The organism is Paenibacillus plantiphilus, from assembly GCF_927798095.1.
Classification (GTDB): Bacteria; Bacillota; Bacilli; order Paenibacillales; family Paenibacillaceae; genus Paenibacillus_Z; species Paenibacillus_Z plantiphilus.
Genome location: NZ_CAKMMF010000020.1, coordinates 80,127 through 102,511, shown reverse-complemented (window position 1 = coordinate 102,511; position 22,385 = coordinate 80,127). Strand labels below are relative to the sequence as shown.

The following is a 22,385-nucleotide window of genomic DNA, read 5'->3' as shown; positions in this document are numbered from 1 at the left end:
CTGAGTAAATTATAGCGGCCTCTTAATATGTCTGAGGAAAAGAAAAAAACAATGCCGATGATTATTATTCACGCAGCTGAAGCTGCGTTAGATGTAAAAGCAAGGCAATCAATTGTCGGAGAACTCTCCGATTTCGCACTTGAATGTGAAGCGTTACCAAAGTCTCCCTTCGTCAAAAGTACAGTTTGGACATATTATAATCTTTACGATAAGGATACCGTCTTTATGGGGGAAGAAGCGACAATGAACGTTGTCAGCGTTCAAATTTTTGTCATTGAAGGAGGTTTAGACAGCAACGCCAAAACAAGTTTAGTCAAAGGAACTACCCAAATTATTGGACGACAGCTCAGCACTTCTAATTTCATTCCAGTCTATATCATCATTCATGAAGTCTCCGAGGAGAATTGGGGAATCTTTGGCCAGAAAGCAGATTTAGCAGCTTTTAGAGCATCATCAATTGACGCAACTGCTCTTCAATTCAAGTAATATACTTAAGACAGATCGTTTAATGGATACCATGCTTCCATTAATCATTCTGTCTTCTTATCTTTAGAAATTGCTTAATTCTGCGGATTCGTTTGCTATCGATGTTCTCATTAAAATATATGAGCTTAACTTTCTTAGACGGAGGTGCTACTGGTGAGAACCTGGCTTAATAACTCTCTTTCAGCGTCTTCTCATCCAGCTTCCCTATGGAATCGCGTGCCTTTTTCGTTGCCTCGGATCGTTTGACACTTGCTCTGTACCTTCGTCAGTTCACATTGCTTCGCTCAAATCAACCTACTTCCTCAAATATCCCCTAGTTGAATAAACAACTCAACAGGTATTCATCATAATTCCCTTTCACTCAGATAAAAAATAAGAATAATAAACGGCATCCTGCATATTCATTAACTACACACCACTTCCCACCGACACAATGGCACAAAGAAATCAATTGCCCACGTTGTCCAGCATTTCTAACCACTAAATTTGTAACCGCTTTCTTAAGAGGGGGTTGAGATGATAACAGCCCAGCATGGAAGGAGCTTCCTACTCTTAACAAAATCATCTTATCAATTCAATAGATATCAATTACGTAGTGCCTCAAGTACCGTGAAAAAAGTCTCAAAGTAATTGACGCGCTTTTAGGGAAATGTTATGTTGAGGCTAATGCTAGGATTTTTGATGAAAAACAGAGAATAATGCAGCAAATGCAGGTAATGGAGGGATTTCATTCCTTAATATGGTGCACAAAAACAACTCGGCTTAGTCAGAAAAAGCGACTTCATATATAATATAAAAGATAAATCGGGAATACCCGAGTCGCTGATCACTTTCATTAGGGTCGACTTCGCACTGGCACGAAAACACGCAGAAAAAGGGGCATTTTAGCACAGTAAAGGGTGTGGTCAGGAAGTGGATTTTGTTTTATTTATGGTGTTTGCGTTGATTGAGAATCTCGGTATGCTTACTTTAATATTTGCGCTTTACAGATTGAACTTGAAAAAGTATTGGTTTCCTGCTCTTGTCATCAGTATCATTATGCATTTGGTGAATTTCTACATTAGAAATGAGTATCTAACCGCCTACACACCCGTTATTGTACTAACCTTCATAATTCTCTTGTTAACTGTAGTTAGAATTCCGTTAACATGGGCGATCGTCGTTGCGATAACAGGATATATTGCGTTCAACTTACTACAAGGAACTTTAGTGCTCTTATCCTCTCTGTTACATTTTCTGCCCTTGGGCCAAATTGAAGATTCCGGTTGGAGAGTCAACGTCCTTCAATTAATTACAGGTGTATTGTCATTCATAATTGGTCGTTATTTATACCGCCGTGGTATGGGATATGCTTTCCCGTTCGAGCGGCTTCAGTTTCGGTTAGGCACAATCGGGCTCGTTATTATGTTAAGTATTGTAGCGATTGTATCCAGTGCAACTCTCTATTTCAATAATCTCTACTTGGTAATGGGAATCCTCTTGATAGGATTCATTTCCCTTATTTACTGGGCACAGAGAAAGGAGAAAGAGGATGGAGACGATATCTTATAAACTCGCCCATAGCTTGAAGAATCGCGTTCCTTCCCATCCTGGCAGCGTTGAGGTGTACCGATTCGCTATTGAAGCACTGCTTAGCGTTATTAATCCCGTTATTCTTGCTTTGGTAATCAGTTTGCTCACAGGACAAATATCTGCAACCTGTTTGTCACTAGTTGCGATGGCCTCTCTACGAATGATTTCGGGTGGACTTCACTTTAAAAAATTATGGGTATGCACTTTAGTTACCGCGACAACTGCTGTAGTTGCAAGTATATCCGATTTGGGGCTAACCTACATTATGGTCGCAACAAGTGTTAGTGTCCTGTTAGCCTTAATCTATTGTCCTTCCAGAATCAAAGGACAAACGAGAATTCCAAGTAAATATTTCCCGCTTCTCAGACTAATCGCGGTGATGCTTATAGCTTCAAATTTCTTAATCGGTTCATCTATAATTGCCGTTACATTCCTTATTCAAAGCTTGACGCTTATAAGAAAAGGAGGGCATCATAATGAACCGTCTTAGCAGCAAGCTTTTCTATCTCATTTGTACCATATTGGTTTGGGTCGGTGTTGTCTTCGTTTCAACGGCATGTGCGTGGATTCTATACCAACCAAAAGTACCTCAAGAGCTTCTGAAAAAGTAAAACCGAGGAGTTGCCCATGGAATTAACGGTTACAGGCAGCAGAGACGGGAGCGGAGGCCTCCTTTCGATTGATGTGAGAGACATCATCTTTTTTGAATACATCGGCGGAAGTGAAGCACAGATTCGAGTCCACAAACTGCATGAAACTTTTTATACTATGGGGACTCTAAGATACTGGGTTACGGCCCTTCAAGCTAGCGGGTTTGAATTCGCTCTTGTCGACCGTAATAATGCCGTCAATATCCGAAGTATTAAGAGACTGGACAGCCAATTCAAGATAGCCTACTTCGAAGAAGAAATTACTCGCGATTCCAAATACTGCACTCTCGCTTGGGAGAAATACAAAGCCTTGGTGAAGAAACTGAAGTCTATAGATCAGCCAGTCATCATTACCTGAGGCCTTCCCTTAAAGGGGTGGCCTATACATACACCCACTATTAATCCGCACATACCTGCAAAAGTACATCTCCTACATCAAATTCAGCTGCTCTCAGCCGAAGTAACTGCAATAATACATCAAATATCGCTAGAATCCAGTATATGCGGTACTTTTCCACTTTTTTGATGTACTTTTGCAGGTAAATCGTTTGAAATGCTTCCCTCTGGCCAGGTTAACTGCATTATTGCAGTAATGGAGATAACCCGCTTGATAAACCATACCTAATTACTCTGATTTCCCACCGCTTTCTGCATTATATTTGCAGAGCCCTTGATTTAGACCATGAAAATCAATTATATTGCTGGATATACAATATAGCATGTCTACTTAAACAACTGTAATCCATTGACATCCGCATCATGAGCCCATATATGTAAACGAAGTACAGCTAATCACTGATTCCTTTAAAGCCGGAGATCCTCTACCGTATAAGTGAGAAACGAGAAAAGCCAATCATTTAGTTAGCGTGCGCACGCTACCTATTTTTTTCGGAGATGTTCAATGAACAAATCAATTAAGATATGTGGAATTGAAGCTGTCTATCTCGCCCACTGACATCAAACCCGTCTCCGCTGGAAATCCGCGATGCTCGCATACTCCTCCGTCAACAATCGGGATACTCTCACATAGATCGGCACTAGTTCTCTGTACACTTCTACATTCTCTTTCACCGGCACATGATGATGGCTGCCTCCTACCATCTTGGACACCTCCTGCAGCGAATCAATTTCACCCATGCTGTATAGCCCAAGAATGGCTGCTCCCAGGCAAGAACTCTCTGCACTCTCCGGCACGAACACCTCTTGATCGAATATATCCGCCATTATCTGCCGCCAGAGCGGTGAACGCGCGAATCCGCCTGTAGCTTGAATTTTACTCGGCAGGCCGATAAGCTCCTCAAGGGCAAGGAATACAGTGTACAAGTTGAAAATAACGCCCTCCAGAGCCGCCCGAATCATATGCTCTCTCTTATGGTGCAGACCCAGCCCGAAGAACGACCCTCTCGCATTCGCGTCCCACAGAGGGGCCCGCTCACCTGTCAGATACGGATGGAACAACAATCCGTCCGACCCCGGCTTCACCGTGCTCGCCATATCTGTCAGCATCTCATAGGCATCTGTCCCGAGCTGCTTGGCAGTTTCAATCTCCAATGCCCCGATCTGGTTGCGTACCCACCGGAAAATCATGCCGCCATTGTTAACCGCCCCGCCAATGACCCAGTAGTTCTCAGTCAATGCATAACAGAAGGTCCGCCCCTTCGGGTCTGTAACCGGACGGTCCACGACTGTCCTGATTGCTCCGCTCGTACCGATCGTAACCGCGACAACGCCCGGTTCTATCGCATTCAAGCCCAGATTGGACAGCACGCCGTCAATGGCGCCGATGACAACAGGGGTAGATGGTTTTAGCTTCATTCGGTCCGCGTAGAATTGATCCATCCCGCTCAAACGATGCGTAGCAGGCACCAGCTCCGACAGCTGCTCCTTCGTCACGCCTGCCACTTCAAGCGCCCCAGCATCCCAAGCGAGCGACTCCAAATGAAACAAGCCTGTTCCAGAGGCAACAGAATGATCAATGACATACGTATGGAACAGCTTGAAGAAGACATACTCCTTAATCGAAATGAATTTATAGCTTCTCTCAAAAATTTCAGGATGCTCATGCCGAAGCCACGTCAGCTTCGACAATGGCGACATCGGATGGATGGGCAATCCTGTACGCATATAAATTTCATGACCGTTCATCTCATGCTTAATTTTCTCCGCCCATGCGGCGCTTCGATTATCCGCCCAAATGATGCATTTGGTAATCGGCTGCCCCTCCTTGTCCACAGCAATGACGCTGTGACCAGCCGAGCTGAAGGAGACGCAAATAATGTCATCAGGCGTGATCCCGCTTGTCCTCATTACCGTCTCAACCGTGCCTATGACAGCATCCAATATCTCCTCCGGGTCCTGTTCAGCCGTATCCGGCGTAGGAGAATAGATCGGATATTCAATACCATGCGTTGCAATAATAGATCCGTCTACCGCGAATAAGACAGATTTGGTGCTCGTTGTGCCAATATCAACACCCATTACATATTTTGTTCCCACTGTGCGCGACCCCCTTGTCATCCATAACCTCAACGATAGCCTAGTAGAGCCTGCAATGCAATCCAGCGGGATGCGCGCTATCCCGCTTCGCCAATCATTCGCTTCAAAGGAAAGTACAAACTCACAGTCGTGCCATGGCCCTCCTTGCTATATAAACGCAGGTCGCCTTGATGACGCTCCATAACCTGAAGGCAATAGGACAGCCCAAGTCCGTAGTTGCGTGAATCCCGTTTGGTTGTATAGAATGGCTGCAGCACTTTGACCAGCTCGCTTGCATTCAATCCATGTCCAACATCCTCGAAGGATATAATTAGCCACTTTCCCGTTGCATAGATCCGAGCTGTCAAGACACCTTGATTATTCATGGCCTCGGAAGCGTTGACGACGATATTCCCGATCGTCTCCTTCACATGCGTCGGGTCACAGCGAAGAATCGGTACAATTGAATAGTCCCGGATGATGCGGATCGCCCCACTCATTTGCTCCAGCGTTGTTAGATTGGCTTCTATCAAAGGCACCAGGTTAACCGATTCCTCGCACAGCAGAATCTCCTGTGTCTGTGCATGAATGCGGTCGGCCCATTCCGTCAGGTGATGCCCTGTATCGGCTATGAGCTTCGCTTGGCGGACAATCTGCTCCTTCGTCGGATTCTCAGCAATCTGCTTCAGCCGTTCTCCGAACAGAACGAGAAGAGCAGCCTGATTCTTCATCGTATGATTCAATTGAGCGACACCCGAACCGAAGCCGCTTATGGCCGACAAGTATCGCTGCTTCTCCAGCCGAAGCCGAAGACCGAACAAACCACGCTTAATGAGCACTACAATGAACCACAGAAATATGACCGTAATTAACACGGTATTCAGAAAAAACATATTTAAATAACCAAACATAATACCTGAATAACCCGTAACTAAATCCACCAGCATGAGCGGCACGAAGATGAGAATCGCATCCTTCCGATTGGTCCGTTTCACCGGATTCGGATCACGCACATAAGAGGTAATGATAACAGTGGATGCCCCGATAATCATAAACGCAGCCCATATGAAGTTGAGTTGCTTCCCGAATTCGGTGTATGGAAGCGGGTGTTCATGAAACAGTACTAACGATAAGGCCACTGGCCAATGGAGCCAGATACCCGCTTTTGTCATCCATGTTGTCTTGCGAAACTCCCAGTACGAATACGCATAATTCAAATAGCAGCATGGCAATACATACACACTGATTCCAATGCCGGTCTTAGCGGCGATTACGAGATACGGCTCCATGAATGCAGACACAATTCCAGCAGTCACGAAGCTTCTTATTAATTCAACAGACAACGCCCAGCCCAGGAAACCAAACGCGCCGGAAAACATCATAGAAGCCGCCCACTTCGCAGACGCCGTCCGATTCCCAAACATGATAACTAGTCCAATCGTGAACGCCAGAATAAAAGCGTAAAACAAACAGACTCCCCCTTTATATTTTCAATCATTCTATCTCTATCTCTATCTCTATTTCTATCCTCTATTTCTATCTCTATTTCTATCTCTATTTCTATTTCTATCTATCCATATAAGGCCCGATGCCGGCATAGCTGCATTAAGTCCAATTTATTGTTAAATCGTCGCCGATCTGTTCCCGACTTGGGGAGCGCGCCGATGGTCGCAATGAGCAGTCAGTAGAAGCGTATTCGGAATGGAGTATGAATCTGGAGCTGAATAACCCGATCTGAGAAAACAGTCTTAGAAATTCCCTACATCGTATCAAACATGGCTATTCGCGGTGATATAATAGTGGATGAGATAACCATAACACAAACATAAGCAAAGGTTAACGAACCAAATTATGAAAGGAGTTCTATCATGAGCAGAAGAGCAACGATTCTATTCCTACTGATGATCGTCGGGCTCATAGTCACCGGATGTATGCGAAGCTCTGAGAAAGCAGGCGGTCATAATGATGCCGGTTTAACCTCAGCAGATATCCCCTATACGGTAGACGTAATCGCATCGGAATTGGATGTGCCCTGGGAGATGGATATCGCTCCTGACGGCCGAATTTTCTTCACAGAGAGATCGGGTGCACTTCGCGTTATTGAGGACGGACAGTTGAACCCCGAGCCTGTGATCACCCTCGACAGCCCTTTCATAAGCGATGGCGAGGGCGGATTATTAGGGCTGGCACTTGACCCGGATTTCTCCGCCAATCATTATCTGTATCTCTATCACACCTATGAAGAAGACGATGAGGTCAAGAATCGAGTGCTGCGACTCATTGAGAGCAGCAATAAGGCGCAGGTGGACAAAGTGCTGATTGATGATTTGCCTGGTTCATCGAATCATAACGGCGGCAGAATCAAGATCGGACCCGACGGGCATCTCTACATGACCTCCGGTGACCGATACGAGCCGACAATAGCTCAGGACCTGGGCAGCACCGGCGGCAAAATTTTGCGGATCTCGCTCGACGGCACGATTCCCTCCGACAATCCGTTCCCGAACTCCCCCGTATACAGCTGGGGACACCGCAATCCGCAAGGGCTTGCTTGGCATCCTGCAACAGGCGAACTGTATAGCGCCGAGCACGGACAATCTGCACACGATGAGATTAATCTAATCAAGTCTGGCGGCAATTACGGATGGCCTCTTATTGAAGGGGATGAGTCGATCGAAGACAAGGACACTCCATTGCTGGCTCCGCTGCTGCATAGCGGCAGTAATACTTGGGCTCCATCGGGCATCACCTTCGTAACTGACGGCCCATGGCAAGGCGATCTGCTAGTTGCCGCATTGCGCGGGCAGCAGTTGATTCATGTCACATTAGAAGAAACAGCATCATCCGTACATTCTGTATTTTATGAGGAATTCGGACGTCTGCGCAATATATATAATGGAGCAGATGGCACGCTCTACCTGATGACGAACAACCGCGATGGCCGCGGCAGTCCCAGCCAGGAGGATGATCGTATCATTCGTCTGACCCCGAAACAATAACGGTCTGTCTTGTTTCCGCGGCAATCGCCGCTCACATCCAGGATAACCGAAACAAAAAAAGGCTGCCCTTCGTCATCCAGGATGACTTGGGGACAGCCTTTCGGTTTGTTGTTCTTACAGTTTTACAACGTTCTCAGCTTGTGGTCCACGGTTGCCTTGAACAACGTTGAATTCAACGCGTTGTCCTTCGTCCAACGTTTTGAAGCCTTCGCCAGTGATTGCGCTGAAGTGTACGAATACATCGTTGCCGCCTTCAACTTCGATGAAGCCAAAGCCTTTCTCAGCGTTAAACCATTTAACTGTTCCTGTTTGCATGGGTGTTACCTCCAAAAGTAAATTTAACATGTTTATTTATTCTTATTACAAATAAAATTCACACATTGTAAAAGGTATCATCCAACACAATGCAACCCTTTACAATATGTGAATTAAGGTTCCGTCGATATGAGTGATTTCATCATACCACATCGTGTTCACAAAAAGCAATCCTCCCCTTTACTTTTACGCTGCGTTAATGTTTATCATTAAGGAAGAAGGAGTGTGCTGTTGTGAAGATCAAGGAATTGGCAGACAAGCTCAACATATCGGCGCGAGCCATCCGTTTTTACGAAGAGAAAGGGTTGCTGTCCCCCCGTAAGGAAACACATAATTCGTATCGCACCTTCGAGGAAAAGGATATTTGGCGGCTCCAAACGATTATTTCGCTCCGAGAAGCCGGCATGCCGCTGTCTAATATCAAGCAGGCGCTCCAGGAGATCGATTCCAAGGGGCATGGGGAGCTGCACTATTATCTGGAGCTCCAACGCTCTGTCATGATGAAGCAATGGCTGGAGATCAGGCAGGTCATTGAGACGACAGACCATATGATTTCCCTGCTCAAGAATAATCATACACTTCCTCTGGAAGATATTTATTGCCTCGCGGCTCACTCCAAGCAAATGCGGGAGCAGCGCGGCAATTGGCAGGACAAATGGAATTTCAACCGATTGGCCTCGACGCATGACATAAGAGTGACAGGCAATTCCGGCACTTATATGGACTATGAGCTCGCGTTGGAGGAGCTCGTGAAGTGGGTAGCACCGATTCAAGGGGAGCTTGGGCTCGATATCGGAACGGGAACAGGCAATCTGGCAGGCAGGCTGATGGACAGGGGCGCTCTTATGTCCGGTGTCGATCAGTCCAAAGAAATGCTTCGCCTCTGTCAGACTAAATACCCTGCTATGGATACAAGACTGGGCAACTTTCTGGCGCTCCCTTATCTTGGCGGTCAGTTTCATTTTATCGTGAGCAGCTTTGCCTTTCATCATCTGACGGAGGAGCAGCAGGTGCTTGCATTGGAGGAAATGCGCAGAGTCGCACGGTCGCACGGCCGAATCTGCATCGCTGATCTAATGAATAGCGGTCCTGCCGCCGCAGATGCTGAACAAAGGGACCTCGATCCAATGGAGGACAACATCTCCCTGCCCTCCCTGCTCCAATGGTTCGAAGACAATGGATATGTCACGAAGCAGAAGCAACTTAATCGCAGGCTGCATATTGTGTACGCCATTCCGATACGGGGAACACAAGGGGATTAACGCACACGCAAGCTTGTCGCAATCGCCATATTGCAGCTTCGGTTCAGCACCTTACAGAACAACTTGGTACAGCGACCAATATCATGCTTGACCTTCTCGTTGCGTCAACATTTACGATGGTGGAAACGAAGGAGGTTTGTATTCATGCCCAATCATGATGAGATTTATGAACAAGAAGCACAGAAGTACCATCAGCTTATTTCCACCCAGCAGGATCTGCACACGTATATCGATGCAATAAGAGCCTACGAGGGACTGGACATCGTCGATATTGGCGCAGGCACTGGCAGACTAACCACAGTGTTAGCGCCCAAGGCGGGGTCCATTATAGCGCTCGATGCTTCAGCGTCTATGCTTGCTGTCACAGCAGACAGGCTGCGCCAAGCAGGACTTGCGAATTGGCAGACCGCTGTGGCGGATCATCGCAAGCTTCCACTTGCTGATGGGAGCGCAGATCTGATCGTTGCAGGGTGGAGCATTTGTTATCTAGGCAGCACCAATGTTCCCGACTGGCAGACGAATATCCGCACTGTTATGCGCGAGCTCACACGCATTCTTCGTCCTGGAGGTACGATAATTATTATTGAAACATTGGGAACAGGGACAGCAACGCCGTCCCCTCCAGATTTTCTCCAAAGCTATTACACGGCTCTAGAGCAAGAATACGGCTTCTCCCGCCAAGTAATCCGAACAGACCTGGTATTTGACAGCATCGAAGAGGCCGAGAGACTGACCCGCTTCTTTTTCGGTGACGGGATTGCAGATCAGGTAGTCGAGAATAATTGGATTACAGTGCCGGAGTGCGCAGGTATTTGGTGGAGGCACGCAGACTCGCACATGATGCATAAGTGAGTTGCTGCACTTGGGCCGCCACTGCATATGGAATATCCTGCTATTATCGCCTATAATAAATCCAAGAACCAAGTACGCAGGGAAAGGATTGTGAGCGCATGAAAGCAATAGGATACCATCGCTGTCTGCCCATCGACAACCCGGAAAGCCTCATTGATCTCATACTTGAGAAGCCCGCCGCAGCAGGACGCGACCTGCTCGTACAAGTGAAAGCAATCTCTGTTAATCCTGTTGATGTCAAAATCCGCGCGTTCAAAGAAGGCTCTGAAGACGCCCCGAACGTAATCGGCTGGGACGCAGCAGGAATAGTTGAAGCCGTCGGGCCGGATTGCACACTGTTCAAGCCTGGTGACGAAGTGTATTATGCCGGAAGTATCGTCCGACCTGGCTGCAATAGTGAATTCCACCTCGTTGATGAACGTATCGTCGGCAGAAAGCCTAATACATTGAGCTTCGCAGAGGCTGCCGCACTTCCCTTAACCGCCATCACAGCCTGGGAAGGCATATTCGACAGGCTGGGCGCATCAACCGAGCCAGCCAATAATACTGGCAAAACAATACTTATAATCGGCGGAGCTGGCGGCGTAGGCTCCATCGCTACACAGATCGCCAGCAAGTACGGTTTGACCGTCATCGCTACAGCATCCCGTCCCGAATCCGCCCAATGGGCGCTGGATCATGGAGCCGCCCATATTATTAATCACCATGAGCCATTCGCCCCGCAGCTCAAGGCGCTTGGCTTCAAGTGGGTGGACTATATTTTCTGCCTGCATCTGACCGATACGTATTGGACACAGATGGCAGAGACCATTGCGCCTCAAGGCGCCATCTGCTCCATTGTGCAAGCAAAGGAGCCGCTGAACCTCACGCTGCTCAAGAATAAGAGCGCTACATTCGTATGGGAGTTCATGTTTACAAGAGCAATGTACGAGACACCCGATATGCTAGAGCAGCATCGGCTGTTGAACACCATCGCCCAGCTGATTGATTCCGGCGAGCTTCGCACAACGATGGCTACACGGCTAACGCCCATCAATGCCGCTAATCTGCGTCATGCTCATGCCCTACTGGAGTCGGGCAGCACCATTGGCAAAGTTGTTCTTGAGCATTTCGAATAACTGACAGCCATGCCGTTGCTGTATTCAAGCTTAACTTAGCGGGGTTCTAATATATTTTTGAATAAGTAATTCTCTATCTACATTTAAATCCTGTATTTGGTGCTGCTTGTATTCTTTCAGTATTGAGCATAGTATTCTTGCAACTAATATACTGTCGCCCAAGGCGTTATGTCGAGGTACATCATCCGAGTCAATATTATAATAACGCAATAAAAAGTCGGTTGAATACGTAGCCTTTATTTCAGGATGGATAGCAGCAAAGAGTACCTTGGTATCCATTGTCATCAACTGAACACCCATCATCTCATTTCTTATCCATTCATTACTGAGCAAGTGGTAATCATATTCGAAACCACATTGTGCTACCAAAATTGCATCATCACCGATAAAATCAAAAAAATCCCTCATCACTTCTTTAAAAGCAGGGGCAGACTCTAAATCAAGGTTATTTATATTAGTGAATTTCTCTATTTCAGGTGGAATTCGTTTCGGGGATTTGACGAGTGATACGAATGTTCTACTATAATCTATTGCACCATTCTCAACAAAGATTGCGCCTATTTGGGTAATATGATCATGTTTCTCATCAGGACCGGTACCTTCTAGATCGAAAACGCAATATTTTCTATGCAATACATTTTCTATTCTTATATTTTCAATTTTGTACTGATACCTATCTTCCTGAACAATTCGAGGGATTAACATCGGCCCTTTCCCTTCACGGCGCCAGAAAATACGAGCCCTTCTGGAATGCGGACAGCATTGCTATTGCCCCACTTACTGATCGTTGTAGTTGTCATTAGGATCATGTCCCTCCCATTAGATAATCCAATTTTATCGCACCTCCTTCAGGGTGTATATACATAGCTCCTCCCACGAAACAATGAGGATGTCCCATGAGCAGCATTCCGCTCTCGGAACATCCTCGTATCATGTTGCTTCAATCCTCGTGCTCGGGCTCATGGCCTACGCCATTGAGCAGGTCTGTGCCGTGGAATTCATCCTTCGGCGCCGCCGGATCAACAGGGCTATTGCCCATTCTATCCTCCGCCTTTGACACTCTGTCCTCATCGACTCGCAGCACTTCATCATAGGGATAAATCTCCAGCAGCTCATCTTCAGCAGCCGGAACAGCAGCCTCTGCAGCCTCATCGACAAACAATCCATAATCGGGATCGATGTCCCTTTGGGTAACCAGATCCCTGTCATCTTGATCCTTCATCACCATACTTGCCGCCTCCTTTGCAGTAATCGTGAATGATATCTATTACCCCATTCTCGATTTCTGAACACGTAGCCTTCACGCCAGCGTAACAGTAACATGTGGTATCCCCAACTCTCGCCAACACTATTCCCTGTGCGCCCCACTGCGCTTCACTCACAACAGCTCCGCACACTGGTTCAAGCTTGCCATCGCCTCCTGCAGCTGCCTCTCCAGCTGCTCTTGCGGCCACTTGGCAGCCCCTCTGGCCAGATCCCCAGCTATCAAGCTCAGCATCCAGAGCGAGAACACACAAGCAAATTGTGCATACCCCCGTATGAATTCCTCTTCCGATTCTGACCGATGCGCGAAGCTGCGACTTTGTTCTCTGTAAGCAAGCAAAATCCCCGTTCGAACACTGCTCGTAACTGTCTTCGGGAAAGAAGGATGAGACATGTCGATAATATGGTACAAATCCCAATAGGGCGAGCTTAGGTGGGCATGCTCCCAATCCAGAACGACGATTCTTCCGTCCACCTGCGCATAATTCCCCAGATGAAGGTCGCCATGACAGAGTACCCTTGGCGTTGTTGAGGAGGGCTCCCGCTCCAATATATCGCGGATAAGCTCCCATATAGCCTCTGGCACAGCTACAGAGAGCTTTGCAAGCAGCTGCTTCATCCCAGGTTCATTCCTAAGCAGCTCCGCCGCCATCTCCTCCACCTGGGGCTTCGGCCCCTTCAACGGGAATTCGGTCCATCGGTCCGTGGGCAGCGCATGCCACCAAGCGACGCTTTCTACCAGCTTTAGCGCAGCAGCTTCACTAAACATATGATGCAGATTTCCGATATCTTCGAAAATAATCCAATGCCGCCCCGTATCAGGGTCCGCCGATTCAGCCAGCATTTTAGGATACAAAGGCGGAAAAGCAGGCAGGACATTCTCGTACACCCACTTCTCCTGTCCCCACTGCCCACTATTCGTGAGCGGCTTGAAAATATAGCTTTGCGGTGAGGCAGACATGTAGAACCGTTCTACGGCTTGTCCATTCATTCCGCGATACAGCACCTCGCTCCGCAGGGCCCATTTGCCATTTAGCGAGCCATCCGGCAGCACAATATCAGCAGGAAATGCACTCACCCCGCTAGCATTCCCCTGCTTCTTCAATACACACCGTCCCCTTCCATTATTATTCCATCAGAACCATTCGAACCAACCCTCAGGCTGCAACATATCCTGTGTACAGAAAATCCTATCCATTGGAGCTGAAGAGAATGCCGCTTCCGACAATAGATATTATGATTCCAGCAATAGAGAAGGACCTGGAGACGCTCCCCTACGTGATCGACAGCGTCAGAACGATGGTTAAACACCCTATTGGCAAAATTCTGATCATCTCGCCGGACACCAAGCGGATGAAGCAGCTATGCAGCCGCAAGGGCTGCACGTTCGTTAATGAGAGGACCGTACTGCCTATTGCGAAGAGCAGCATACACTATCAGTCGAAAACCTGGAACAGGTCCGGCTGGCTGTACCAGCAGCTGTTGAAGCTGAGCGGCGACAAGTTGAGCAAGCAGCGCTATTATCTCGTTATCGATGCCGATACCGTACTCATTCGTCCGCATGCCTTTACAGCAAATAAGGGCCGGACCATCTTCTACTATCGAAGATGGAGCCAGCCGGAATATTTTCGCACCTATAAAAAGCTGATGGGGCGCAAGGCCGCCTCTCCCGTCTCGTTCGTCACACACTACATGCTCTTGGAGCGCGCCAAGGTCAGGAGGCTGAAGCAGGGCATCGAGGCCAGGCACGGTACTCGCTGGTACAATGCCATCTTGCGCAGTATGAACAAGAATCGGCAATTCGCCTTCTCCGAGTTCGAGACCTACGGCAATGATTACCACTCCCGCTATCCCGGCAAATACAATTTAAGACCCGCGCTCAACAAGAGCTTGTCGATGAATGCCGCAGGACTAACCAGCGAAAAGCGCAGGCGGCTGGCGCTCCGATACAGATCCGTATCCTTCCACAAGCGGAAGGGCTACAGCAAGCGATAAATCAGCCGCCGCTAAGGCCATTGCTATTGCCGTTGCTATTGCTCGATGCCACCGCCACTGCCGCCATGCTGCCATTACTGCCATTACCGCCACTGCCAGTACAAACAATCCGTTACCGCTTGCCCGAATCGAATGGCTCCCCTGCCGCCTGCGGCGCTCGCGACGACTTCGAGAAGACGATCAGCGCCAGCAGTGTGACGACATACGGGAATACCTTGAGGATGACCGGCGGAAAAACAGCAAGCGACGGAATCACTTGCGATACATTCGCCACTGTGCTGGCAAAGCCAAAGAACAGCGTAGCTGCAAGAATGCCCAGCGGCTTCCATTGCCCGAAAATAAGGGACGCAAGCGCAAGGAATCCAAGACCGGATACACTTCCGGTAAACTCGCCCGCGAAGGTTACGATAATAATTGCCCCGCCAAGACCAGCGAATGCTCCCGAGATCATAACGCCCATATAGCGCATTTTTTTAACATTGATCCCAGCCGCCTCCGCCGCATGCGGATGCTCTCCGCATGCCCGAAGACGAAGCCCGAAGGGGGTCTTGTACAGCACGATGGTGCTCACTGCCACGATAAGAAGAATCAGCCATGTCGTGTCATACGTGCCCGTGAACAGCAGCTTGCCGATAATCGGAATTTCTGAGAACAGCGGGACATCATAGCGGCTAAATCCGCTTGTAATGCGGATGTTCCCGCTGCCTGTCATATTTCTGGCCAGGAATACCGTGATAGCGCCAGCGATCATATTAATCGCTGTCCCGCTTATAATCTGATTCGCGCTCAGATTGATACTGGCAAATGCGTGCAGGAGCGAGAACAGCACACCCACAAGCATGGCCGCCAGCAGTCCCAACCATAGCGCTGCGACATTATGGGGCCATAGCTCTTGGAACTTGAATATAACGAAGGCGCCCGCGAATGCCCCAACCACCATTAGCCCTTCAAGCCCGATATTGACGATACCGCTTCGTTCGCTGAACAACGCGCCAAGCGCCGTAATGAGAAGTGGAATCGTGAACACAATAGCGTACGGCATAATTTGTACAATCGTTGTCCACATGATCAATCCACCTTCCTTTCAGCTGATGATCGCGCTGATGCGCCTGACGAGCGCCGCCTGATGAGCCATCTCACCAATCGTTCTATCAGAATGCTTGTAGCTGCAAAATAAATGATGATCGCAATGATGGAATTGGCGATTTCCGGCGGTATCTCTGTCATCGCATTCATGAAGCCTCTTCCCGAATACAGCAAGCCGAAGAAGAGCGCGGACAACAGAACGCCAACCGGCGTATTTGCCCCTAACAGCGCGACAGCAATGCCATCAAACCCCTGTGACGGCAAAATCCCTATCTGAATATTAGCCGCATTGCCCGCGTACTGTGCCACTCCGCCCAGCCCAGCGAGCCCCCCTGCAATAACCATCGACAGCACAATGCTGCGATTAACGGCTATGCCCGCATATTCCGCAGAATGCCGGTTCAGGCCAACCGCCTTCAGCTCGTAGCCCAGCGTCGTCCGATTAATAATAAAAGCAAACACAATAACGGCGATCACCGCCAGGAACAATCCAAGATTGATGTAAGAGCCGCCAAACATTTCGCTAAGGAAAGGCACATTCAAAGTAGCCGCTTCCGGCAGCAGCTTCGACTCCGTCTCCAGAAACTCTCCTTTAAAATAAGCGGGCACCGCATAATAGACCGTCCAATATGCGATCCAGTTCATCATAATCGTCGAAACGACCTCATGTACGTTGTATTTGGCCTTTAGAATGCCCGGAACGACCGCCCACAGCGCCCCGCCCACGAATCCGGCGATGATCATAACGAGCAGCAGCAGCGGCTTGGGCAGGTCCAGACTGAGCCCTACTGCTGACGCGAGGAAGCCCCCGAGCAGCATCTGGCCCGCTGCGCCGATATTGAACAGCCCCGTACGGAAAGCGAAGGCCACCGATAGCCCTGTGAATATGAGCGGTGTCGCCGTTGCGAGCGTGTCCCCGATTCTCTCCGGACTTTTCAAGCCGCCTTCGAACAAATACATATAACCTGTGATCGGGCTATGACCGGTAACCGCCATCAATACAGCCCCTGCCAGCAGCCCGAAGAGGACAGCAATTAAAGAGATGACACCGCTTCTCATGCTTCTCCCCCTCCTTCTGCTGTCACGCCAGCCATCATCATGCCGATTTCGTTCTCGTTCGTCTCAGAAGCATTGACGACTCCAATCCGTTCGCCTTGATTCAGGACAGCAATCCGGTCAGACAGATTCAATATTTCATCAAGCTCCAACGAGATTAGAAGTACCGCCTTTCCCTTGTCACGCTGCTCCACCAGCCGCCTATGGATGTATTCAATCGAGCCAACATCCAGTCCCCTTGTTGGCTGTACAGCAATGAGCAGATCCGGATTGAGCTCGATCTCCCGGCCGATAATCGCCTTCTGCTGATTGCCGCCAGATAGCGAGCGGACAATCGACGAAGCTCCTTGCCCGGATCGAACGTCGAAGCTGGCAATAATCCGCTCCGCGTATTGCTTGATCGCAGCTTTGTTCAAAATTCCCCGCTTGGAATGCGGCTCACGATGATAGACCTCCAGCACCATGTTCTCTGCAATCGTATAGTCCAGAACGAGCCCCCGCTTCTGACGATCCTCGGGAATGTGCCCGATACCCCGATGGATTCGGCTGCGGACCGACAGGCCCGTGATCTCCTCGCCCTTCAGCCGAACACTGCCCGATTCCGGCTTCCGAAGGCCTGCAATCGCTTCCACTAATTCCGATTGGCCGTTCCCGTCCACACCGGCAATACCGACAATCTCACCAGCCCGCACCTCTAGAGAGAAATTGTTCAGCGCCAGACATTTCTTGTTGTTGTTCACCGATAGCGAATCTACCTGCAGCACAATCTCGCCTGGAGAAGCAGCCTTCTTGTCTACCTTGAAGGTCACACTGCGGCCTACCATCATCTCCGCCATGACCAGCTCACTCGTCGAAGCCACATCAACCGTCCCAATCGTCTTGCCGCGTCTTATAACGGTGCAGCGGTGTGCGTTCGCCTTGATTTCCTTGAGCTTATGCGTGATCAGAATGATGGACTTGCCCTCTCCAATGAGATTTTTCATAATGATGCCGAGATCCAATATTTCCTGTGGCGTCAGCACAGCGGTCGGCTCGTCCAATATAAGCACTTCAGCATCCCGATACAGCATCTTCAGAATTTCCACCCTCTGCTGCATGCCGACCGATATATCTTCAATCTTTGCATGGGGATCTACATTCAGGCCGTATCGCTGAGACAACTGCTCTATTCGCTTGCTAGCCGTCTTCACATCCAATACAAGCCCCTTGCGGGTCTCGCTGCCCAGAATGATATTCTCTGTTACCGTAAATGTACTGACGAGCTTAAAATGCTGATGCACCATGCCAATACCCAGCTTGGTCGCCACATTAGGATTGCCGATGCGCACTTCCTTGCCGCTCACCTTAATCATCCCGCGATCAGCTTGATACATGCCGAATAGTATGCCCATCAGCGTTGATTTGCCCGCTCCGTTCTCGCCCAGAAGAGCATGAATCTCCCCGCGCTTCAGACGGAGCGTAATATCGTCATTGGCGACAATGCCCGGAAATTCCTTTCTTATGTCCAGCATCTCAACCGCATAATCCATCGAGCATCCCTCCCTTATAGCCTTAAACCAAAAAGAGACGGTAGCCCGTCTCTTCCGGTATTTAATTCATCATCAAATTGCTTGGATCAAACTGCTATCTACTTAATCAGGCTTCCTTGCTCGCCCGCTACTGTAATTTCACCAGCCTTGAGCTTCTGAAACAGCTCATCGGCCTTCGTCGTCGTATCCGCACTCAGATTCGGGTTTTCCACCGGTATGCCTACGCCATCATTCTTCGCATCGAATACCAGCGTCTGTCCGCCTGGGAACTTGCCCTCCTGCTCTGCTTTGATCATGTCAAAAGCAGCATGGTCGATCTTCTTCATTGCCGAGGTAAGAATGATCGACTTATCATCCTTATAGACACCATCCGCATATTGATCTACGTCTACACCGACGATCCATACATCTTTACCGCCGGCAGCCCGTGTTTTCGCTTCATTAATTGCACCTACGCCAACTCCGCCCGCCGCACAGAAGATCACATTAACGCCACGATCGAACATTTGCGCTGCAAGCTGTCCGCCGCCAGCTACGTTATCGAAGCTGCCTTCGTAGATTACGTTCTCCTTCTTGATGGAGATCTTCGTACCCAGATTCTCGTTCGCGTAATTCACGCCTTGCTGGAATCCCCAGTTGTACTTCTGTACCGGTGGAATTTCCATACCGCCGATAAAGCCCGCTTCGCCTTCTTTCAGCTGAAGCGCTGTTGCAACGCCTGCCATAAATCCGGATTCATGCTCCGCGAAAAAGATCGATACCGTATTGTCATTCACCACGGCCTTGCCGTCTCCGTTATGCGGCGCACCGTCAATCAGTACGAACTTGGCATCCTTATATTTGTCCTGGGACTTGAAGATTGCCGTCTCGAACTTGAATCCAGGCGTTACGATGAATTTGTACCCGGCATCAAAGAGATTGCCGATTTCCTTCGTATATTCCGCTTCTGTCGTTCCGTTAGGCTTCAAGTACTTGCTGTCAAGCTTGAGCTCCTCGGCTGCTTTCTTAATTCCTTCCCAGGTGCCTTGGTTAAAGGACTTGTCGTCAATTGTGCCTGCATCCGTGACCATCCCGACCTTGAAGCTTGCAGACCCCGCATCTCCAGATCCTTCAGAGCCTCCGTTCTCCTTGCTGCCGCAACCGGCAAGCAAACTTAACACTAATGCACAAACGGCTAATACGACGATTCCCTTTTTCATTGATGAACGCACCCCCGGTTATGTTATGTTTGTTGACATGAAATGCATGCTTACTAATAGTATAAACCAAACTTATTCATTTGTGGACAACATTTTATGCAAGAAATGATTCCAATTCCGATTCCATTTACGATGCTATTTCGCATAGAACAGCAAATAATCCTCGACATGCCTGCTCCAATATTCGCCGCTGTGTCCACCCTCCTGAATATGCAGCTCTGTCGAAACTCCACGTTCGGCGAGCACCTCATACAGCTTGGCTGAACGCGGGGCGAACGCATCATAGCTGCCGCAATCCAGATAAACCTCCATCGCCGACAAATCGGCATATTCCGCAAGCTCAAGCGGATCGCGCTTGCGCTTCGTATCCTTGTCTCCGAACGCCCATAGCTTCTGATCGTAGAAATCCTCGGAATCCTCCAGCCACAGCGATGCGCTGTGCCCGCCGACTCTGCTGTACAGCTCCGGATTGCGAAAAGCAATATGAAGAGCACCGAAGCCGCCCATGGAGATGCCGCCAATGTATCTGCTCTCCGAATCTGTAGCCGCGGCATAGTTCTTCTCTATAAATTTGCGCAGATCCTGCGCGATATAGTCCTCATACAGCCCCTCGCTTACTCCAATCATGTTCACAGTAGCAGGGCCATCATTCGAATTAATGCCGAAGCTGGTATCAATCTGCGGACTAACGACGATGACCGGCTTGATCTTGCCGTTCCTTATAAGCCGATCCGCAATCCGCGGCAGTCCGCTCTGCGGAATCCAATCCTGATAATTACCGGCGAATCCATGCAGAAGATACAGCACCGGGTAGCTTTCCGAATTCGTATAGCCCGGCGGCAGATACACATTAACGTCCATCTCCTTCTGCAGCGATTCGCTGTAGAAAACCTCTTTGTTCCAGACAGGTCCATTTCCCAAGTCATTCTTCTCCGGTTCCAGCGATGTTTGTGCCGCTGCCTCTATTGGAGGCGATTCGTCGACATTGTTTTGTGGCTGAGCACAGCCCCCTGTTATTACCAGAACGATGTTAATAATAATTGCACATAACCATTTGCGCATATGCATCCCCCTGCCCTCTAATCAGTACCACCCATACGCACCGCATGAAGCGCCTGATCGAACCCTGTGTAATAGATTATATCGCCTTGCACGACTGGCGTAGTCTGCAGCTTGTAGGTCGGATGCTTCCACTTCAACACGCCGGTCGCAAGCTCCACCGCATAGAGAAATTCTTCTCGGCTGCCATTCGCATAAGCATAGCCTGAGCCGAAATAGACAACCCCATCTGCAACAGCGGGCGCTGCCAATACATTGCTCTTCAGCATAAACTTCCACAGCATGCTTCCAGTATCAGGTTCAACTGCTTTCATGAAAGTGCCATTGGAGTTGCCCGCCAGCAGCTTGCCCTCTGCTAAGACCGGGGATGCGACCCAAGCCGGCTCCGGCTGCTCCCAGAGCACAGTTCCCTTGGCGGCATCCAGTGCATAGAGGGAGAAATTCCGGCCTCCCACATAGACGACCCCGTCCTCAACCCACGGCGTTGACTGAATCGCTTTATGATGCTGATTCGGCTTTGTCTGATACTCCCATATAAGCTTGCCATCCGTTTTATTCAAGGCATACAGCTTCCCGTTCCAGTCTCCCACATAGACACGCTCATCATCATGAGCCGCAGTCGCCTTAATAGGAGCCCCCGCCTTGAATTGCCATAGCATTTCACCTGACTTCTCCTGAAGGGCGTACATCATTCCGCTGGCATGGCCTATGTAAATCCTGTCGCCGTCCACAGATGCCGACGCATCAAAATAGTCCCATTGATCCATCTCCATCTGCCCCTGTACCGCGCCCTCCTTGAATACCCAAGCAGCCTTCCCGCTCTTGGCATCCAGCGCGTAGACGACGCCGTCATGATTCTGGAATATCACGTTTCCCGAGCTGGTGAGCTTAGGGCTGGAACGGACTTCACTTCCTGCCTCGAAGCTCCACTTCACCTCTCCGCCCTCCGCCGATACAGCATGCAGCTTGCCGTCGTCACTCCCGAAGAAGACAGCGTTTTCATAAACAAGCGGTGAAGACGTAATGCGTCCCTGCGTCTCATACTTCCACAGCTCCTGTGTCGCTTCTTTAATAGCCGCTTCTGCAGTGCCGGCCTCCCCCTCTGCCTTCTCAAGCTGCTTCTCATTCTCCTGTACCGCGGCAGCATCCTTCGCTGGCTGCTGATTATTCTCTGCACAGCCCGTGACGAATACTAGCAGTAGTCCGAGCAGGCAAAAAACGGAACGTAAACTTAGGTTTAAATCCTTCATCACTTCACTCCCTCTGTTGTATATCGAATTGATTGATCATTCTCCTACTAATGACCCGAGGCCGCCCCCTGTCTCTGATACATTTGGCGTTATTACCATTACACCTAGCTTAATCCATTATCTGGATCGGTGTAAAGATCGATTACTTATCTATTGCTGATCCGATGCTTGTCACGTCGATGAGAGCCGGAAGAAACAAGCTGCGGTACAGCAGCAGCC

The 22,385-nt window shown here is 49.1% G+C and carries 22 protein-coding genes; 10 read left to right on the top strand and 12 right to left on the bottom strand.

All coding sequences use genetic code 11. The annotated features are described in order from the left end of the window. Positions 1 to 27 precede the first annotated feature (27 nt). From L6H65_RS17605 to L6H65_RS17590, 5 genes are all read left to right on the top strand, one after another. Positions 28 to 486 (top strand): tautomerase family protein, encoded by a 459-nt coding sequence (locus L6H65_RS17605; RefSeq protein WP_236343967.1) that lies wholly within the window; start codon positions 28 to 30, stop codon positions 484 to 486. Between the two features lie 912 nt (positions 487 to 1,398). Continuing rightward, positions 1,399 to 2,037 (top strand): hypothetical protein, encoded by a 639-nt coding sequence (locus L6H65_RS17600; protein WP_236343966.1) that lies wholly within the window; start codon positions 1,399 to 1,401, stop codon positions 2,035 to 2,037. Further along, a complete protein-coding gene (locus L6H65_RS17595; RefSeq protein ID WP_236343965.1) occupies positions 2,018 to 2,548 on the top strand; it encodes an accessory gene regulator ArgB-like protein in 531 nt (176 codons plus the stop codon). The genes L6H65_RS17600 and L6H65_RS17595 overlap by 20 nt, the downstream gene beginning before the upstream one ends. Then, positions 2,535 to 2,669, top strand: a complete 135-nt coding sequence (locus L6H65_RS26795; protein WP_371877713.1) for a cyclic lactone autoinducer peptide — start codon at positions 2,535 to 2,537, stop codon at positions 2,667 to 2,669. Before L6H65_RS17595 ends, L6H65_RS26795 begins: the two co-directional genes overlap by 14 nt. Before the next feature lie 16 nt (positions 2,670 to 2,685). Beyond that, positions 2,686 to 3,066 carry a LytTR family transcriptional regulator DNA-binding domain-containing protein gene (locus L6H65_RS17590; protein WP_236343964.1) on the top strand — a complete coding sequence of 127 codons (381 nt, stop codon included), beginning with the start codon at positions 2,686 to 2,688 and terminating at the stop codon, positions 3,064 to 3,066. A gap of 599 nt (positions 3,067 to 3,665) precedes the next feature. On the opposite strand, the gene gntK is transcribed toward L6H65_RS17590, so the two are convergent. Both gntK and L6H65_RS17580 read right to left on the bottom strand, forming a co-directional pair. Continuing rightward, positions 3,666 to 5,225 (bottom strand): gluconokinase, encoded by a 1,560-nt coding sequence (gene gntK, locus L6H65_RS17585; RefSeq protein ID WP_236343963.1) that lies wholly within the window; start codon positions 5,223 to 5,225, stop codon positions 3,666 to 3,668. A 56-nt stretch (positions 5,226 to 5,281) separates the two neighbouring features. Further along, positions 5,282 to 6,652, bottom strand: coding sequence for a sensor histidine kinase (locus L6H65_RS17580; RefSeq protein WP_236343962.1), 1,371 nt, complete (start codon positions 6,650 to 6,652; stop codon positions 5,282 to 5,284). A 399-nt stretch (positions 6,653 to 7,051) separates the two neighbouring features. On the opposite strand from L6H65_RS17580, the gene L6H65_RS17575 reads away from it, so the two are divergent. Next, a complete protein-coding gene (locus tag L6H65_RS17575) occupies positions 7,052 to 8,182 on the top strand; it encodes a PQQ-dependent sugar dehydrogenase (RefSeq protein ID WP_236343961.1) in 1,131 nt (376 codons plus the stop codon). A 114-nt stretch (positions 8,183 to 8,296) separates the two neighbouring features. On the opposite strand, the gene L6H65_RS17570 is transcribed toward L6H65_RS17575, so the two are convergent. Continuing rightward, the gene (locus L6H65_RS17570) at positions 8,297 to 8,497 is read right to left on the bottom strand and encodes a cold-shock protein (RefSeq protein ID WP_072330115.1); all 201 of its coding nucleotides are present in this window, start codon (positions 8,495 to 8,497) and stop codon (positions 8,297 to 8,299) included. 233 nt (positions 8,498 to 8,730) lie between these two features. Between L6H65_RS17570 and L6H65_RS17565 the strand changes: the two genes are divergently transcribed. The 3 genes from L6H65_RS17565 to L6H65_RS17555 all read left to right on the top strand — a co-directional run bounded on the left by L6H65_RS17565 (position 8,731) and on the right by L6H65_RS17555 (position 11,729). Beyond that, complete coding sequence (locus tag L6H65_RS17565; RefSeq protein WP_236343960.1) at positions 8,731 to 9,759, top strand: MerR family transcriptional regulator; 1,029 nt, start codon at positions 8,731 to 8,733, stop codon at positions 9,757 to 9,759. 99 nt (positions 9,760 to 9,858) lie between these two features. Then, positions 9,859 to 10,611, top strand: coding sequence for a class I SAM-dependent methyltransferase (locus L6H65_RS17560; protein ID WP_290370448.1), 753 nt, complete (start codon positions 9,859 to 9,861; stop codon positions 10,609 to 10,611). Between the two features lie 98 nt (positions 10,612 to 10,709). Next, on the top strand, positions 10,710 to 11,729 hold the full coding sequence (locus L6H65_RS17555) for a zinc-binding alcohol dehydrogenase family protein (protein WP_236343958.1): 1,020 nt from the start codon (positions 10,710 to 10,712) through the stop codon (positions 11,727 to 11,729). Between the two features lie 30 nt (positions 11,730 to 11,759). On the opposite strand, the gene L6H65_RS17550 is transcribed toward L6H65_RS17555, so the two are convergent. The 3 genes from L6H65_RS17550 to L6H65_RS17540 all read right to left on the bottom strand — a co-directional run bounded on the left by L6H65_RS17550 (position 11,760) and on the right by L6H65_RS17540 (position 14,097). Beyond that, positions 11,760 to 12,434 carry a 3'-5' exonuclease gene (locus tag L6H65_RS17550; RefSeq protein WP_236343956.1) on the bottom strand — a complete coding sequence of 225 codons (675 nt, stop codon included), beginning with the start codon at positions 12,432 to 12,434 and terminating at the stop codon, positions 11,760 to 11,762. Between the two features lie 235 nt (positions 12,435 to 12,669). Further along, positions 12,670 to 12,957, bottom strand: coding sequence for a hypothetical protein (locus L6H65_RS17545; RefSeq protein ID WP_236343954.1), 288 nt, complete (start codon positions 12,955 to 12,957; stop codon positions 12,670 to 12,672). Between the two features lie 150 nt (positions 12,958 to 13,107). After that, positions 13,108 to 14,097, bottom strand: a complete 990-nt coding sequence (locus tag L6H65_RS17540; RefSeq protein ID WP_236343952.1) for a phosphotransferase family protein — start codon at positions 14,095 to 14,097, stop codon at positions 13,108 to 13,110. A gap of 107 nt (positions 14,098 to 14,204) precedes the next feature. Between L6H65_RS17540 and L6H65_RS17535 the strand changes: the two genes are divergently transcribed. Then, positions 14,205 to 14,987, top strand: a complete 783-nt coding sequence (locus tag L6H65_RS17535) for a DUF6492 family protein (protein ID WP_236343951.1) — start codon at positions 14,205 to 14,207, stop codon at positions 14,985 to 14,987. 112 nt (positions 14,988 to 15,099) lie between these two features. Here the strand turns inward: L6H65_RS17535 and L6H65_RS17530 are convergent, their stop codons facing one another. The 6 genes from L6H65_RS17530 to L6H65_RS17505 all read right to left on the bottom strand — a co-directional run bounded on the left by L6H65_RS17530 (position 15,100) and on the right by L6H65_RS17505 (position 22,166). Continuing rightward, complete coding sequence (locus L6H65_RS17530; protein WP_236343949.1) at positions 15,100 to 16,053, bottom strand: ABC transporter permease; 954 nt, start codon at positions 16,051 to 16,053, stop codon at positions 15,100 to 15,102. A 2-nt stretch (positions 16,054 to 16,055) separates the two neighbouring features. Then, entirely contained in the window at positions 16,056 to 17,132 is a 1,077-nt protein-coding gene (locus tag L6H65_RS17525; RefSeq protein ID WP_236343947.1) for an ABC transporter permease, read from the bottom strand. Beyond that, a complete protein-coding gene (locus L6H65_RS17520) occupies positions 17,129 to 18,658 on the bottom strand; it encodes an ABC transporter ATP-binding protein (protein ID WP_236343945.1) in 1,530 nt (509 codons plus the stop codon). The genes L6H65_RS17525 and L6H65_RS17520 overlap by 4 nt, the downstream gene beginning before the upstream one ends. A gap of 98 nt (positions 18,659 to 18,756) precedes the next feature. Next, positions 18,757 to 19,857: a BMP family lipoprotein gene (locus L6H65_RS17515; protein WP_236343943.1), complete on the bottom strand. Its 1,101-nt coding sequence runs from the start codon at positions 19,855 to 19,857 to the stop codon at positions 18,757 to 18,759. A gap of 135 nt (positions 19,858 to 19,992) precedes the next feature. Further along, positions 19,993 to 20,919: an alpha/beta hydrolase gene (locus tag L6H65_RS17510; RefSeq protein ID WP_236343942.1), complete on the bottom strand. Its 927-nt coding sequence runs from the start codon at positions 20,917 to 20,919 to the stop codon at positions 19,993 to 19,995. 17 nt (positions 20,920 to 20,936) lie between these two features. Continuing rightward, entirely contained in the window at positions 20,937 to 22,166 is a 1,230-nt protein-coding gene (locus L6H65_RS17505) for an outer membrane protein assembly factor BamB family protein (protein WP_236343941.1), read from the bottom strand. Positions 22,167 to 22,385 lie beyond the last annotated feature (219 nt).

What these genes read in the sequence shown, in the direction of transcription:
- L6H65_RS17605 (WP_236343967.1), top strand. Translation starts at nt 28, where the DNA reads ATGTCTGAGGAAAAGAAAAAAACAATGCCGATGATTATTATTCACGCA.
- L6H65_RS17575 (WP_236343961.1), top strand. Translation starts at nt 7,052, where the DNA reads ATGAGCAGAAGAGCAACGATTCTATTCCTACTGATGATCGTCGGGCTC.
- L6H65_RS17570 (WP_072330115.1), bottom strand. Translation starts at nt 8,497, where the DNA reads ATGCAAACAGGAACAGTTAAATGGTTTAACGCTGAGAAAGGCTTTGGC.
- L6H65_RS17555 (WP_236343958.1), top strand. Translation starts at nt 10,710, where the DNA reads ATGAAAGCAATAGGATACCATCGCTGTCTGCCCATCGACAACCCGGAA.
- L6H65_RS17595 (WP_236343965.1), top strand. Translation starts at nt 2,018, where the DNA reads ATGGAGACGATATCTTATAAACTCGCCCATAGCTTGAAGAATCGCGTT.
- L6H65_RS17535 (WP_236343951.1), top strand. Translation starts at nt 14,205, where the DNA reads ATGCCGCTTCCGACAATAGATATTATGATTCCAGCAATAGAGAAGGAC.
- L6H65_RS17530 (WP_236343949.1), bottom strand. Translation starts at nt 16,053, where the DNA reads ATGTGGACAACGATTGTACAAATTATGCCGTACGCTATTGTGTTCACG.
- L6H65_RS17520 (WP_236343945.1), bottom strand. Translation starts at nt 18,658, where the DNA reads ATGGATTATGCGGTTGAGATGCTGGACATAAGAAAGGAATTTCCGGGC.
- L6H65_RS17515 (WP_236343943.1), bottom strand. Translation starts at nt 19,857, where the DNA reads ATGAAAAAGGGAATCGTCGTATTAGCCGTTTGTGCATTAGTGTTAAGT.
- L6H65_RS17590 (WP_236343964.1), top strand. Translation starts at nt 2,686, where the DNA reads ATGGAATTAACGGTTACAGGCAGCAGAGACGGGAGCGGAGGCCTCCTT.
- L6H65_RS17550 (WP_236343956.1), bottom strand. Translation starts at nt 12,434, where the DNA reads ATGTTAATCCCTCGAATTGTTCAGGAAGATAGGTATCAGTACAAAATT.
- L6H65_RS26795 (WP_371877713.1), top strand. Translation starts at nt 2,535, where the DNA reads ATGAACCGTCTTAGCAGCAAGCTTTTCTATCTCATTTGTACCATATTG.
- L6H65_RS17505 (WP_236343941.1), bottom strand. Translation starts at nt 22,166, where the DNA reads ATGAAGGATTTAAACCTAAGTTTACGTTCCGTTTTTTGCCTGCTCGGA.
- L6H65_RS17510 (WP_236343942.1), bottom strand. Translation starts at nt 20,919, where the DNA reads ATGCGCAAATGGTTATGTGCAATTATTATTAACATCGTTCTGGTAATA.
- gntK (WP_236343963.1), bottom strand. Translation starts at nt 5,225, where the DNA reads ATGACAAGGGGGTCGCGCACAGTGGGAACAAAATATGTAATGGGTGTT.
- L6H65_RS17545 (WP_236343954.1), bottom strand. Translation starts at nt 12,957, where the DNA reads ATGGTGATGAAGGATCAAGATGACAGGGATCTGGTTACCCAAAGGGAC.
- L6H65_RS17525 (WP_236343947.1), bottom strand. Translation starts at nt 17,132, where the DNA reads ATGAGAAGCGGTGTCATCTCTTTAATTGCTGTCCTCTTCGGGCTGCTG.